Consider the following 14311-nt stretch of genomic DNA (forward strand, 5'->3'; position numbering starts at 1 on the left):
GAGGCCAACATGATCCGCGTAGAAAACGTCAGTAAGACCTTTGTGCTCCATCAGCAAAACGGCGTGCGCCTGCCGGTGCTGCAAAACGCCTCGTTAGAGGTGAATCAGGGCGAATGCGTGGTGCTGCACGGCCACTCCGGCAGCGGTAAATCGACCCTGCTGCGCTCCCTGTACGCCAACTATTTACCGGACGAAGGGCACATCCGCATCCGCCACAATGATGAATGGGTCGATCTGGTTCAGGCCCCGGCGCGCAAGGTGCTGGAAGTGCGCCGCTCGACGATCGGCTGGGTCAGCCAGTTCCTGCGGGTGATCCCGCGGATCTCCGCCCTGGACGTGGTGATGCAGCCCCTGCTGGATCTCGGCGTGCCGCGCGAAACCTGCGCCGCCAGGGCCGCCAGCCTGCTGACGCGCCTCAACGTGCCGGAGCGCCTGTGGCACCTCGCCCCGTCGACCTTTTCCGGCGGCGAGCAGCAGCGCGTGAACATCGCGCGCGGGTTTATCGTCGACTATCCGATTTTACTGCTGGATGAACCCACCGCCTCGCTCGACGCTAAAAACAGCGCAGCGGTGATAGCGCTGATCGAACAGGCCAAAGCACGGGGCGCGGCGATCGTCGGGATCTTCCACGACGACGCCGTACGCAGCCGCGTGGCGGACAGGCTGCACCCGATGGGGGCAAACGCATGATTATCAATAACGTCAGGCTGGTGCTGGAAAATGAGGTCGTGAAGGGTTCGGTTGAAATCCAGGACGGCATCATCCGCGCCTTTGCCGAAACCCAAAGCCGTTCCCCTGAAGCAATGGACGGCGACGGCGGCTGGCTGCTGCCGGGGTTAATTGAGCTGCATACCGATAATCTGGACAAATTCTTCACCCCGCGACCGAAGGTGGACTGGCCCGCCCATTCGGCGATGAGCAGCCACGACGCGCTGATGGTCGCCAGCGGCATTACTACGGTGCTGGACGCGGTAGCGATCGGCGACGTGCGCGACGGAGGCGATCGCCTGGAGAATCTGGAGAAGATGATCAACGCCGTGGAGGAGACGCAAAAGCGCGGCCTCAACCGCGCCGAACACCGTCTGCACCTGCGCTGCGAGCTGCCGCACCACACCACGCTGCCGCTGTTTGAAAAGCTGGTCGGGCGCGAGCCGGTCTCGCTGGTCTCCCTGATGGACCACTCGCCGGGGCAGCGCCAGTTCGCCAACATTGAAAAGTATCGTGAATACTATCAGGGCAAATACTCGCTCAACGACGCGGAGATGGCGCGCTACGAAGAAGAGCAGCTGGCCCTGGCGGCCCAGTGGTCGCAGCCCAACCGCCTTAAGATTGCCGCAATGTGCCGGGACAGGAATATCGCGCTGGCCAGCCATGACGACGCCACCCACGATCACGTGCGCGAATCCCACCAGCTTGGCAGCGTAATAGCCGAATTTCCCACCACGTTTGAAGCGGCGGAAGCGTCACGCAAACACGGCATGAACGTGCTGATGGGCGCGCCGAACATCGTGCGCGGCGGATCGCACTCCGGCAACGTGGCGGCAAGCAGACTCGCTTCCCTCGGCCTGCTGGATATCCTCTCGTCTGACTACTACCCCGCCAGCCTGCTGGATGCGGCGTTCCGGGTAGCGGACGACGAGGACAACCGCTTTACGCTGCCGCAGGCGATTCGACTGGTGACCAAAAACCCGGCCAGCGCGCTCAATCTTCACGACCGCGGTGAGATTGCCGAAGGGAAACGGGCAGATCTGGTGCTCGCCCACCACAAGGGCGAGCACGTTCATATCGACCACGTCTGGCGTCAGGGAAAAAGGGTGTTCTGATGGGAAGACTCATCTGGTTAATGGGACCGTCCGGCTCCGGTAAGGACAGCCTGCTCTCGGCGTTACGGCAGCGGGAACATTCACAGCTGCTGGTGGCGCACCGCTACATTACCCGCGCGGCGAACGCCGGAAGTGAAAACCATATCGCCCTGAGCGAGCAGGAATTTTTTACCCGCGCCGGGCAAAACCTGCTGGCGCTGAGCTGGCACGCCAACGGCTTTTATTATGGCGTGGGCATTGAGATTGACCTCTGGCTGCACGCGGGCTTCGACGTGCTCGTCAACGGCTCGCGCGCGCATCTGCCGCAGGCAAAAGCCCGGTACGAAGCGGCGCTGCTGCCGGTCTGCCTGCAGGTTTCTCAGGACGTTCTGCGCAGCCGACTACAAAGCCGGGGGCGGGAAAATGCGCGTGAGATAGACCAGCGCCTCGAGCGCGCGGCGCGCTACACGCCGTCGGGCTGCCACGTCCTCAATAACGACGGAAGTTTGCTACAGTCAGTCGAGACCTTTTTATCGCTGATACGCCAGAAGGAGAAACAGCATGCCTGACTGCCCGCTTCGCCCCGCCACCGCCGACGATGCGCCGATCGTTTACGCTCTGATCTGCGAGCTTAAGCAGTGTGAATTTGACCATCAGGCGTTTCACGCCGGCTATCTTGCCAATCTGCAGGATCACAACATGCGCTACCAGCTTGCCGAGCTGGACGGACAGGTCGTCGGCATGATCGGCCTGCACATGCAGTTTCACCTGCATCACGCCCGCTGGATCGGCGAGATCCAGGAGCTGGTGGTGATGCCGCAGGCGCGCGGGCTAAAGGTGGGCAGCCAGCTACTGGCCTGGGCGGAAGAGGTAGCACGAGAGGCGGGCGCGGAGTTGACCGAGCTCTCCACCAGCGTGAAGCGCACGGACGCGCACCGTTTTTACGTTCGTGAGGGATATACGCAGAGCCATTTTCGATTCACCAAACCGCTGTAGAGGTGCACGATGAGTCTGACCATCACGTTAACGGGAACCGGAAGCGCACAGCTCGTGCCGGTCTTTGGCTGCGACTGCGCGGCCTGCCGCCGGGCGCGCCTGCAGGACAACTATCGCCGTCGCCCCTGCAGCGCGGTGGTCAAATTCAACGACGCGGTCACCCTTCTGGATGCGGGCATTCCGCACCTGATGGACGACTGGCCGGCGGGCAGCTTCCAGCAGTTTTTGCTCACGCACTACCATATGGATCACGTCCAGGGGCTCTTCCCCCTGCGCTGGGGCGTGGGCGCAACGATTCCGGTGTACGGTCCGCCGGACGACGCAGGGTGTGACGACCTGTTTAAACATCCGGGAATTTTGGATTTCAGCCACACGGTCGAGCCGTTCGTGATGTTTGAACTGCAGGGGCTGCGGGTCACGCCGCTGCCGCTCAACCACTCGAAGCTCACGTTTGGCTATCTGCTGGAATCCGCCCACAGCCGCGTGGCGTGGCTCTCTGATACCGCCGGGCTGCCGGATAAAACGGTGACGTTTCTGCTCAACAATCAGCCACAGGCGATAATCATCGACTGCAGCCATGAACCGCGCGACGAGACCCCGCGCAACCATTGTGATTTAAATACCGTGGTTGCGCTGAACGAGGTGATTGGCTGCCCGCATGTGATCCTGACCCACATCAGCCATCAGTTTGACGTGTGGATGATGGATAACCCGCTGCCGGACGGCATTGAGGCAGGGTATGACGGGATGGTGCTGGTGCTGGATTAGGTTTTCTCCCTCTCCCGTGGGAGAGGGTTGGGGTGAAGGCAACAGGCCGCACTTAGCCTCGATCGTAATCATCCTCTAACCGGCGCTCATCCTCTTCTAACCGACGCCTGTCGTCATCCAGCTGGCGCTGACGCTCGTCTAAGCGGCGGCGTCTGTCTTCAAGCTGCCGACGACGGTCGTCGTACTGTCGGCTGTCGATTTGACGGCTGCGGTCGTAACGATCGTCGTCATCATCATTACGGCTGCTGCTTGGGTTATAGGCATCGTTGATCGCCTGCTGAATGTTGCCAATGGCGTCATCAATCACATCGGCATGCGCCAGTTGGCTGGTTAAAGTCAGCAGACCAAATAACAGGACGGTAGAGTAACGTTTCATAAGGCCAGACTCGCAGGGGAACTGGCCTTACGGTAATGAATGGCTGGGAACCGGGGTAGCGGAGGAATCTCAAATTCTGTTGCGAGCGGACTCTTCCATTAGCTGATTCGCTCGGCGTTTATTTTCTGCAACCAGAACGATGCCATAACATTTTTGATCCGGTGAATGGCTCCAGATACGATCTTCAGGAATACAGCCTCCATCATAAATAACTTTGCTACCGTCATACGGCCAAAATGCCCCCTGCTCGGTATCAAGTACAAATACCGCAATTTGGTCTGATTCGCGGGCTATTTTCTGCCAAAGCATCTTGCCGCCTTCATATTGCTCAAAATCGCTGACAAGCGTCACGCCACATTGTAATACCAGGGCTTCATACAGGCGGGTTGCCAGTCCCTTATCACGCTCGGCAGGATCAACGCATATCCCTTCTACCTGAATAACGTTGGCATCTTCCCAGCAGCGCTCTACGGCAATAATGTCTTCACCCAAATGCGTTTTACGTTGCAAATCCAGGGCAGCAACTACCCGATGTCTGGGCACACCATCAAAAGTTTCGACATCTGCTTCAATAATCGCAGCCCTTGGCGTCAGGCTATCAAAAATGACATGTAACACCCGCCCGGAGAGTTCAAATTCATCAACGAGCTTAAATGACCTTGCAACCGTCCTGGGGCTGTATGTTGTAGGCATCACGATCATATGTGAGTCCCCTCTTGTGAGTACCGGCATAGTTCCCTTTATATCCCAATCTGCTAAATTTTGCGCAGATTAGCATCACCCGGTTCACGCAGGCTCTTGATGAATTCCTAAATATTACCGCTTATCAACAGACCTTCCGCAGCGCCTGCGCCAGCTGCTGGCGGGTAAACGGCTTACGCAACAACTGAACGTCCGGCAGCTGCGGGTTATGCGCCGGGCGCAAATCCTGCCCGCTAATCAGCAGCACCGGAAGCTGCGGATAATGACTGCGCACATGGTTAATCACCTCAGCCCCGCTCAGGCTTCCGGGCAACATCAGGTCGCTGATAAACATGCCAATATCCGGCGACGCCGCCAGCATGCTCAGGGCCTGTTCGCCGCTGTCCGCTTCGAGCGTCAGGTAGCCAAGCTGATGCAGCTGTTCGCACAGGGTCTGACGAACGTCCGCCTCATCTTCCAGCACCAGTACGAGCCGCTCGTTATCCACGGACGTTGTGGCAGCCAGCGCTACATCCTCCGAAACGGCGGGCAGCGTCGAGCGCGGGAGGTGCAGCCGCACGGTCGTTCCCTGTCCCGGCGCGCTTTCGATCTCTACCCGCCCCCCGGACTGACGCACAAAACCGTACACCATCGACAGGCCCAGCCCGCTGCCGCTTCCGGTCTGCTTGGTGGTGAAAAACGGTTCAAAAACCCGGGACTTCACCTCCTGCGACATCCCGCTGCCGCGGTCGATGACCTCCAGCGCCACCATATCTTGCCTGCGTCCGTCGCTGCGGGTCACGCGCTGGTTCCAGGTGCGAATTTTGATCGCCCCGCTCTGGCCTTCCATCGCATCCCGGGCGTTCATCACCAGGTTGATAATGGCATTTTCCAGCTGGCTGACGTCAATCCACGCGGGCCACGCCGGGGTTTGCGCTTTAATCTCCAGGGTAAGCGTGGCGGGCAGCGAGTGGCGCATCAGTTCACGGAGGTTTTCCAGCAGGGGCAGCATCTCTACCGCATGCGGCGTCAGGGACTGTTTGCGGGAAAACGCCAGCAGTCGCTGGGTCAGCAGCGCGCCGCGTTCGGCCGCCTTCAGCGCACGGGTAATGCGCGGCGCGTCGTTTGATTCTGGGTCGGTAAGCTCGAGGCTGCCGATAATCACCGCCAGCAGGTTGTTAAAATCATGCGCCAGTCCGCCGGTCAGCTGTCCGACGGCCTTCATCTTCTGGCTGTGCAGCAGCGCCTCTTCCAGCCCCTGACGCTCGATGCGGTCGATCTCCATCTGCGTGGTTTTCTCTTTCAGCAGACGCGTGGTGTGTTCAAGCGAGGCGGTGTTGCGGGCAAAAACGTTAAACGCGCGCGCCAGCTCGCCCAGCTCGTCGCGCCGCTGAAGGGCGGGCACCGACACATCCTGTTCACCGTGGGCAAGTCGCGACATCGCCCGGGAGATGGCCGTCAGGTTGGAGCCCAGATTGCGGTATATATACCAGCAGGCGCAGCCGGTGATAACCAGCGCCAGCACGGCGAAGATGCTGATAAACACGCTGATGGATTGCAGCTCGTGATGGCTCTGGGCCGTGCGAAGCCGGGAGGCCTGCGCCACCTGCTCAACGTACTGATTAATATCGCTATTAAGGATCGCCACCAGCGCCTTGATGTGGAACATATACCAGCTGATGGACAGATCGCTCTCCTCCAGCTGCTTCGACAGCGGGGCAAGCTTGCGCAGCTCGGCGTTAAAATCGGGCAGAACGCCCTCCACGACCGGCTGTATGGCGCTCCGTGGCAGCGCGGCGGTCACAGCGTCCAGCTGCTGAATGGTCGCGCGCGGCGAAGGCGTATCAATGGCGGCCACGATCAGCCGATCCATCTCCATCAGCTGCCGCGCGTCAGGCACGTTGCTGCCGAAGCGGCGGTTGATGTCCTGCAGATGGCGTAAATAGCTCTGGCTTTGATAGAGCGAGCTCAGCAGCGCGTTACGCTCAAGATGCCGCTTTTGCCCGCGCTCCAGCATCTCCGTTACGCTTTGCTGTAATTCATTGCTTCTGCGAATAATCCGCGCCACCAGCGCCGGCTCCTGCTGCGCCAGCGGGGCATCGGCAAGCTGTTCCAGCGAGCGGCGCAGCGCCGTTTGCATCTGCTTCAGCCGCTCGGCCTCGCCTTTGTACTCCAGTGCCCCCACCACCTGCGAAAGCCGCACCGCCGCCGTTGCGACGTTGGCCGTGTCGCGCGCGAGGTTCATGCTGCCGGTCATGTCGTCCAGCGTTTGCTGCTGCACCTGCTCCTGAATCTGGCTGGCGTGACGAAAGCCGAGCACCGCCACGCCGCTCACCATCAGCGTAACGGCGACCACCAGCAGATTGAAAATCAGCAGGCGGCCGCGGGCACTGGCGAAGAACGGGGGGCGTGAAGACATGTTGACTCCGTAACTGTGATCCACATTCGCTATTCATAACTATGACAAATATGAACAGCTTCTGACATTTTGCATTTACGCACCTGTGATGAAGTGCAGATATCGACGTTCACAGGAGATCCGCCATGAGCAGAACCCCGGTTTTAGAGATGCGCCACATTGCCAAAACCTTTGGCAATTTCCACGCGCTCAAGGGCGTGGATTTGACGGTCTTCCCCGGTGAGATCCACGCGCTGATGGGGGAAAACGGCGCGGGAAAAAGCACGCTGATGAAGATCCTCGCGGGGGCCTATACCGCCACCGGCGGAGAGATCCTGATCGACGGCCAGCCGTTTCACATTAAAGGTCCGAAGGACGCGCTGGCCGCAGGCATCACACTGATTTACCAGGAGATGCAGCTCGCCCCCAATCTGACCGTGGCCGAAAATATCTTCCTCGGCAGCGAGCTGTCGCGCGGGGGGCTGGTGCAGCGCAAGGAGATGGCCGCCCAGGCGCAGGCGGTGATAGACCGTCTCGGCGCGCAGTTCAGCGCCACCGACCTGGTGATGAAGCTGACCATCGCCGAGCAGCAGCAGGTGGAAATCGCCCGCGCGCTGCACCGCAACAGCCGCATTCTGGTGATGGACGAACCTACCGCCGCCCTCTCCTCCCGCGAAACCCACCGCCTGTTCGAACTGATTTTGCGCCTGCGCGATGAGGGCATGGCGATTATCTATATCAGCCACCGCATGGCGGAAGTGTATGAACTCTCAGACCGCGTCAGCGTTCTGCGCGACGGGCAGTACGTCGGCAGCCTGACGCGCGACAAGCTCAACGCCTCCGAGCTGGTAAAAATGATGGTGGGCCGCCCGCTCAGCGATCTGTTCAACAAAGAGCGTGATATCCCTCTCGGCAGCCCGCGTCTCAACGTACACCACCTCACGGACGGTAAAAAAGTGCAGCCGTGCAGCCTGCAGGTGCGCTCCGGCGAAATCGTCGGGCTGGCGGGGCTGGTCGGGGCCGGACGCTCCGAGCTGGCGCAGCTGATCTTCGGCGTGCGCAAGGCCACGGGCGGCATGATTGAGGTGGACGGCGAGCCGGTGGTGATCCACTCCCCGCGCGCGGCCATTGAAAACGGCATCGGTTTTCTTACCGAGAACCGCAAGGAGCAGGGGCTGTTTCTGGAGCTGGCGGCGCAGGAGAACATCACCATGGCGACGCTGGAGCGCGACGCCACCTTTGGCATGCTTAACCGCAAAAAAGCCCAGTCCATTTCCGACGACGCTATCGCCCTGCTAAACATCCGCGTGCCGCATTCTCAGGTGCGCGCGGGCGGGCTCTCCGGCGGCAACCAGCAAAAGCTGCTGATCTCCCGCTGGGTGGCGATTGGCCCGCGCATTCTGATTCTCGACGAACCCACGCGCGGGGTGGACGTCGGCGCCAAAAGCGAGATCTACCGCATCATGAACCAGATGGCGCGCAAGGGCGTGGCGATTCTGATGATCTCCAGCGAGCTGCCGGAAGTGGTGGGGATGAGCGACCGGGTGTACGTGATGCGGGAAGGCAGCATTGCGGGTGAACTGCACGGGCGCGACATCTCTCAGGAAAACATTATGACGCTGGCAACCGGCGTAAACGACACACATCATCAGGCGGTGCAATCATGACAACTCCAACCCATCCGCAGCAGGTGGCGAAATCCGCCTCCGCCAAAAAAATGCTGATGAGCGATCTGATGCAAACGGTCGGCATTTTGCCGATTTTAATCCTGATTGTGGCGGTGTTTGGCTTTATCGCCCCGAACTTCTTTACCGAAAGTAACCTGCTCAACATTACCCGTCAGGCGTCGATCAACATCGTGCTGGCGGCCGGGATGACCTTCATCATCCTGACCGGCGGGATTGACCTCTCCGTGGGCTCGATTCTGGGCACCACGGCGGTGGCGGCGATGGTGGTCTCGCTTATCCCTGAATTCGCGATGCTCTCCATTCCGGCGGCGCTGATGCTCGGCATGGTGCTGGGGCTGTTCAACGGCGCGCTGGTGGCCTTCGCCGGGCTGCCGCCGTTTATCGTCACGCTCGGCACCTATACGGCGCTGCGCGGCGCGGCCTACCTGCTGGCGGACGGCACCACGGTCATTAACTCCAACATCAGCTTCGAGTGGATCGGCAATAACTATCTCGGCCCGATTCCGTGGCTGGTGGTCATTGCCCTGGCGGTCATTGCGGTGTGCTGGTTTATCCTGCGCCGCACCACGCTCGGCGTTCATATCTACGCGGTCGGCGGCAACATGCAGGCGGCGCGCTTAACCGGCATCAAGGTCTGGCTGGTGCTGCTGTTTGTCTACGGCATGAGCGGCCTGCTCTCCGGCCTCGGCGGGGTGATGAGCGCCTCGCGCCTCTACAGCGCCAACGGCAACCTCGGCACGGGTTACGAGCTGGATGCGATTGCGGCGGTGATCCTCGGCGGCACCAGCTTCGTCGGCGGGATCGGCACGATCACCGGCACGCTGGTGGGGGCGCTGATCATCGCCACCCTCAACAACGGCATGACGCTGATGGGCGTCTCCTACTTCTGGCAGCTGGTGATCAAAGGGGCGGTGATCATCATAGCGGTGCTGATCGACAAATACCGTACCCGACACCATCAAAGTGCATAACAACAATACCCTACAAGCGAGGAAGACAAGATGCGTTTGAAACCCTTAGTGACCGCGCTCTGTGCTGGCGCGCTGCTGGCCGCAACGCCGTTTGCGCAGGCAAAAGATCTGAAATCCATCGGCGTGACGGTGGGCGACCTGGCTAACCCGTTCTTCGTGCAGATCACCAAAGGTGCCGAGCTGGAAGCGCGCAAGCTGGCGGGCGATAACGTCAAGGTGACGCTGGTCTCCAGCGGTTACGATCTGGGCCAGCAGGTATCGCAGATCGATAACTTCATCGCCGCGAAGGTGGACATGATCATCCTCAACGCCGCGGACTCCAAAGGGATCGGCCCGGCGGTGAAGCGCGCTAAAGAGGCGGGGATCGTGGTCGTGGCGGTGGACGTGGCGGCGGAAGGGGCCGATGCGACCATTACCTCCGATAACACCCAGGCGGGGGAAATGGCCTGTAAGTACATTACCGACCGCCTGAAAGGCAAAGGCAACGTGGTGATCATCAACGGACCGCCGGTCTCTGCGGTGCAGAACCGCGTGGAAGGCTGCCAGACGGAATTCAAAAAACATCCGGACATCAAGGTGCTCTCGGACAACCAGAACGCCAAGGGCAGTCGTGAAGGCGGGCTGGAAGTGATGACCTCTCTGCTGGCGGCTAATCCGAAGATCGACGGCGTATTCGCAATTAACGATCCGACGGCGATCGGCGCCGATCTGGCGGCGAAACAGGCCCAGCGCAACGAGTTCTTTATCGTCGGCGTGGACGGTTCCCCGGACGGTGAAGAGGCGCTGAAGCGCGAAAACTCCCTGTTTGTGGCGACCCCGGCGCAGGATCCGCAGGTGATGGCGGCGAAGGCGGTGGAGATCGGCTATGACATTTTGCAGGGCAAACCTGCGCCAAAAGAGCCTGTGCTGATCCCGGTGACGATGATCGATAAAAAGAACGTCGGCACATATAAGGGGTGGACGGTTAAATAGCCCCCCCTCACCCCGGCCCTCTCCCCAAAGGGGAGAGGGTGTTCACGTTCCCTCTCCCCTTTGGGGAGAGGGTTAGGGTGAGGGGTACGTTTTGCACATAATGCCAGGAGTCCCCATGAAACGCTCCGACATCAATGAAATTCTCGGCCACACGCGGCAGTTTTTTTCCATGCACGACGTTCATCTCCCGCCGTTTGCCAGCTTTCCGCCAACCAAATGGCAGCAGCTCGATCGGGCTGCGTGGCAGGAAGTATTTGACCTCAAGCTCGGCTGGGACGTGACGGCGTTCGGCGGCAACAGCTTTGCCACCCAGGGCCTGACGCTGTTTACCCTGCGCAACGGCTCGCCGAACGGCGCACCGTATGAGAAATGCTACGCCGAAAAAATCATGCACGTTCGCGACGGCCAGGTGACGCCGATGCATTTTCACTGGCGCAAGCGGGAAGACATCATCAACCGGGGCGGCGGGAATCTGATTATTGAGTTGTGGAATGCCGGGATGCATGAAGAGACTGAAAACACGGACGTGACCGTCACGATTGACGGCTGTCGGCAAACCCACGCGCCCGGCAGCCAGCTGCGCCTCACGCCAGGGGAAAGCATCTGTCTGACGCCCGGCCTGTACCACAGCTTCTGGGGCGAACGCGGCTTTGGCGACGTGCTGGTGGGCGAAGTGTCGTCGGTGAATGACGACGAGCACGACAACCACTTTTTACAGCCCATTGCCCGCTATAACAACATTGAAGAAGACGAACCGGCGGTGCTGGTGCTGTGCAACGAGTACAACCTGTTTCAGAGATAAGGAGTGAATGATGCCACTGATTTCTCTTGCCGACGGTCTTGAGCACGCCAGGAAACATCGCTACGCGCTGGGCGCGTTTAACGTGCTCGACTCCCATTTTCTGCGCGCGCTGTTTGCCGCCGCAAAGCAGGAACGCTCGCCGTTTATCATCAACATCGCCGAAGTGCACTTTAAGTATGTGTCCCTGGATTCGCTTGTCGAAGCGGTTAAGTTCGAAGCCGCCCGTCACGATATTCCCGTGGTGCTGAATCTCGACCACGGCCTGCATTTCGAGGCGGTGGTGCGCGCTCTGCGCCTGGGGTTTAGCTCGGTGATGTTCGACGGCTCGACGCTGAGCTACGAGGATAACGTTCGCCAGACCCGGGAAGTAGTAAAGATGTGCCACGCGGTGGGCGTCTCGGTAGAGGCGGAGCTGGGCGCGGTAGGCGGTGATGAAGGCGGCGCGCTGTACGGGCATGCGGACGAAGCGTTCTTTACCGACCCGCAGCTGGCGCGGGAGTTTGTCGATAAGACCGGCATCGACGCGCTGGCCGTCGCCATCGGTAACGCGCACGGGAAATACAAAGGCGAACCGAAGCTCGATTTCCCGCGCCTGGACGCCATTCGTCAGCAGACGGGGCTGCCGCTGGTGCTGCACGGCGGATCCGGGATTAGCGATGCCGATTTCCGCCGCGCCATCGAGCTCGGCATTCATAAAATCAACTTCTACACCGGCATGTCGCAGGCCGCGCTCGCTGCCGTCGAGCTGCGCATGGCGAACCGCCAGCCGCTCTATGACGAGTTTGCCGAACTGCTGCTGGGGATAGAAGAGGCGATAACCGATACGGTCGCCGAACAGATGCGCATCTTCGGCAGCGCGGGGCAGGCATAATGGAACGCAAAGGCATCATCGCCGCAGGCAACATGCTGGTGGATCACGTCCACCAGATCGTGCAGTGGCCGGAGCGCGGCTGGCTGGCGGAAATCACCCACAGCGAACGCTCCACCGGCGGCGCGCCGTTGAACGTGCTGCTGACGCTGGCGAAAATGCACGCTGGCCTGCCGCTGCAGGCGGTGGGGCTGATTGGGGAAGACGGCGACGGGGATTACATTCTGGCGATGCTCGACCAGTATCACGTTAACCGCCAGCGGGTGCAGCGCACCACCTTCGCCCCGACCTCCATGTCGCAGGTGATGACCGATCCCAGCGGACAGCGCACCTTTTTCCACTCGCCGGGCGCCAACCGCCTGCTGGATCTTCCCGCCTTCGATCGTCTCGACGGATCGATGAAGATCTTCCATCTCGGCTACCTGCTGCTGCTCGACAGCCTGGACATGCCGGATGAGGAATTTGGCACCCGCAGCGCGCGGCTGCTGGCGCAGATGCGCGAGCAAGGGTATGAAACGTCGCTCGATCTGGTGTCCCGCAAGGGCGACCCGCGCTATCAGCCGCTGGTCTTCCCCGCCCTGCGCCATCTTGATTATCTGGTGATTAACGAGCTGGAAGCCGGGGAGTTTAGCGGGCTTGAGATGCGCAACGACAGTGACGCGCTGAACATGGCCCATATCGCCGACGCCGCCGCGCAGCTGCTGGCGGCAGGCGTTCGCCAGCGGGTGGTGATTCACTGCCCCGAAGGGGCATGGGGTGAAGCCCCGGGAGAAGCAGGCAAATGGGTTCCGTCGTGGAGGCTGGAGCAGAACGAGATTATCGGCAGCGTCGGCGCGGGCGACGCCTTTTGCGCGGGCTTTTTATACGGCTGCCATGAATCGCTGTCGCTAACGGAGAGCATTTATCTGGCGCACGCCTGCGCGCGGGCCAGCCTGCTGGCGGCCAATGCGATTGACGGCGCGAAAACGCTGGCCGAACTGCAGCTGTTTATTAAAGAGAATACTTAGGCCGCTTTCTCGCTATGGGACACATCGGCTGCAAAAACGTAGCCCAGCCCGCGTATGGTTTTGATAAGCGCAGGCTGATGCGGGTTAGCTTCAATTTTCCGGCGCAGGCGCATGATCAACACGTCAATCGTGCGGTCGAACACTTCGGTACTTTCGCTGTGGGTGAGCTCAAGGAGCTGCTCGCGGCTCAGTACCCGACGGGCACTCTGCGTGAGCGCCAGCAGCAGGCCATATTCACCCTGAGTCAGTGGCACGACGTTACGCTGCGGATCAATCAGTTCACAGCGGGTGGTATCCAGCGTCCAGTCGTTAAAGGTTATCCCCGCCGCGCGCGGCATCGGCGTTTCTGCCGCCAGCGCCCCGGTACGTCGCAGCACGGCTTTTACGCGGGCCACCACCACGCGAGGATTAAACGGTTTGCCAATATAATCGTCGGCCCCCATCTCCAGCCCCACCACCACGTCTGATTCACTGCCCAGCCCGGTTAACATGATCACCGGCAGCGCCGGGCGCTGCTTTTGCAGCTGCAGCAAAACCTGTAATCCGTTGATATCCGGCAGCATCATATCCAGCAGCACAAGCGCGATAGCCGGCTCCTGCTGGACCTGCCGCAGCGCATCCTGACCGTTATGGCAGACAAGCACGCTGAAGACGTGCTCGCTCAGCACGTCCTGCAGCAGTTCGCAGACTGCCATATCGTCATCAACCACCAGTATCGCCGGTTTCATCATATGCTTCCGTCAGGGGATTATGTTAAGTCTGAACCATTCTGCCGTCGGCTCCAGTGAAATGGTTTTTTCCATGACGGAAATTCAACCCATGTCACATCCGCTGCCCATTCGACACGTCAATTTTGACGATTGTCGGCCTTTCGTCAGGGGTTTCGCCAGAAAATCGCCCATCAAGCCCTGAAGTAACCACATTAAAAACATGGCATAGAAGCTGCATTAGTCGGTGCGAAAGATTTGATTAACTGGAGCAG

The 14311-nt window shown here is 60.2% G+C and carries 15 protein-coding genes; 11 read left to right on the plus strand and 4 right to left on the minus strand.

What is annotated here, in order from left to right; all coding sequences use genetic code 11:
• Positions 1-9: 9 nt before the first annotated feature.
• The 5 genes from phnL to phnP are packed head-to-tail and all read left to right on the plus strand — an operon-like array spanning position 10 to position 3566.
• Complete coding sequence (gene phnL / locus OSH03_RS19435) at positions 10-690, plus strand: phosphonate C-P lyase system protein PhnL (RefSeq protein WP_266179859.1); 681 nt, start codon at positions 10-12, stop codon at positions 688-690.
• Positions 687-1823, plus strand: coding sequence for an alpha-D-ribose 1-methylphosphonate 5-triphosphate diphosphatase (phnM, locus tag OSH03_RS19440; RefSeq protein ID WP_266179860.1), 1137 nt, complete (start codon positions 687-689; stop codon positions 1821-1823). The genes phnL and phnM overlap by 4 nt, the downstream gene beginning before the upstream one ends.
• Positions 1820-2371 carry a ribose 1,5-bisphosphokinase gene (gene phnN / locus OSH03_RS19445; RefSeq protein ID WP_151412718.1) on the plus strand — a complete coding sequence of 184 codons (552 nt, stop codon included), beginning with the start codon at positions 1820-1822 and terminating at the stop codon, positions 2369-2371. Before phnM ends, phnN begins: the two co-directional genes overlap by 4 nt.
• Entirely contained in the window at positions 2364-2798 is a 435-nt protein-coding gene (gene phnO, locus OSH03_RS19450; RefSeq protein ID WP_061099526.1) for an aminoalkylphosphonate N-acetyltransferase, read from the plus strand. The genes phnN and phnO overlap by 8 nt, the downstream gene beginning before the upstream one ends.
• 9 nt (positions 2799-2807) lie before the next feature.
• Positions 2808-3566, plus strand: a complete 759-nt coding sequence (phnP, locus tag OSH03_RS19455) for a phosphonate metabolism protein PhnP (protein WP_266179861.1) — start codon at positions 2808-2810, stop codon at positions 3564-3566.
• A 52-nt stretch (positions 3567-3618) separates the two neighbouring features.
• Here the strand turns inward: phnP and yjdP are convergent, their stop codons facing one another.
• From yjdP to OSH03_RS19470, 3 genes are all read right to left on the minus strand, one after another.
• Complete coding sequence (gene yjdP / locus OSH03_RS19460; protein ID WP_028015201.1) at positions 3619-3942, minus strand: DDRRRQL repeat protein YjdP; 324 nt, start codon at positions 3940-3942, stop codon at positions 3619-3621.
• A gap of 69 nt (positions 3943-4011) precedes the next feature.
• Positions 4012-4644: a GNAT family N-acetyltransferase gene (locus OSH03_RS19465; protein WP_151412716.1), complete on the minus strand. Its 633-nt coding sequence runs from the start codon at positions 4642-4644 to the stop codon at positions 4012-4014.
• 124 nt (positions 4645-4768) lie between these two features.
• Complete coding sequence (locus OSH03_RS19470; protein WP_266179862.1) at positions 4769-7042, minus strand: ATP-binding protein; 2274 nt, start codon at positions 7040-7042, stop codon at positions 4769-4771.
• Between the two features lie 125 nt (positions 7043-7167).
• Here OSH03_RS19470 and OSH03_RS19475 point away from each other — a divergent pair, with 125 nt between their 5' ends.
• From OSH03_RS19475 to OSH03_RS19500, 6 genes are all read left to right on the plus strand, one after another.
• Positions 7168-8688, plus strand: a complete 1521-nt coding sequence (locus OSH03_RS19475; protein WP_028015199.1) for a sugar ABC transporter ATP-binding protein — start codon at positions 7168-7170, stop codon at positions 8686-8688.
• The gene (locus tag OSH03_RS19480; protein WP_023310077.1) at positions 8685-9680 is read left to right on the plus strand and encodes an ABC transporter permease subunit; all 996 of its coding nucleotides are present in this window, start codon (positions 8685-8687) and stop codon (positions 9678-9680) included. The genes OSH03_RS19475 and OSH03_RS19480 overlap by 4 nt, the downstream gene beginning before the upstream one ends.
• Positions 9681-9710: 30 nt before the next feature.
• Positions 9711-10652: an ABC transporter substrate-binding protein gene (locus tag OSH03_RS19485; RefSeq protein ID WP_028015197.1), complete on the plus strand. Its 942-nt coding sequence runs from the start codon at positions 9711-9713 to the stop codon at positions 10650-10652.
• 115 nt (positions 10653-10767) lie between these two features.
• Positions 10768-11454: a D-lyxose/D-mannose isomerase gene (locus tag OSH03_RS19490; protein WP_151412715.1), complete on the plus strand. Its 687-nt coding sequence runs from the start codon at positions 10768-10770 to the stop codon at positions 11452-11454.
• 10 nt (positions 11455-11464) lie between these two features.
• Positions 11465-12325 carry a ketose 1,6-bisphosphate aldolase gene (locus OSH03_RS19495; protein WP_266179905.1) on the plus strand — a complete coding sequence of 287 codons (861 nt, stop codon included), beginning with the start codon at positions 11465-11467 and terminating at the stop codon, positions 12323-12325.
• Positions 12325-13329, plus strand: a complete 1005-nt coding sequence (locus tag OSH03_RS19500) for a carbohydrate kinase family protein (RefSeq protein ID WP_266179863.1) — start codon at positions 12325-12327, stop codon at positions 13327-13329. Before OSH03_RS19495 ends, OSH03_RS19500 begins: the two co-directional genes overlap by 1 nt.
• Here the strand turns inward: OSH03_RS19500 and OSH03_RS19505 are convergent.
• Positions 13326-14057, minus strand: coding sequence for a response regulator (locus OSH03_RS19505; RefSeq protein ID WP_061099531.1), 732 nt, complete (start codon positions 14055-14057; stop codon positions 13326-13328). The genes OSH03_RS19500 and OSH03_RS19505 overlap by 4 nt on opposite strands.
• Positions 14058-14311 lie beyond the last annotated feature (254 nt).

The organism is Enterobacter nematophilus (genome assembly GCF_026344075.1).
Taxonomy (GTDB): domain Bacteria; phylum Pseudomonadota; class Gammaproteobacteria; order Enterobacterales; family Enterobacteriaceae; genus Enterobacter; species Enterobacter nematophilus.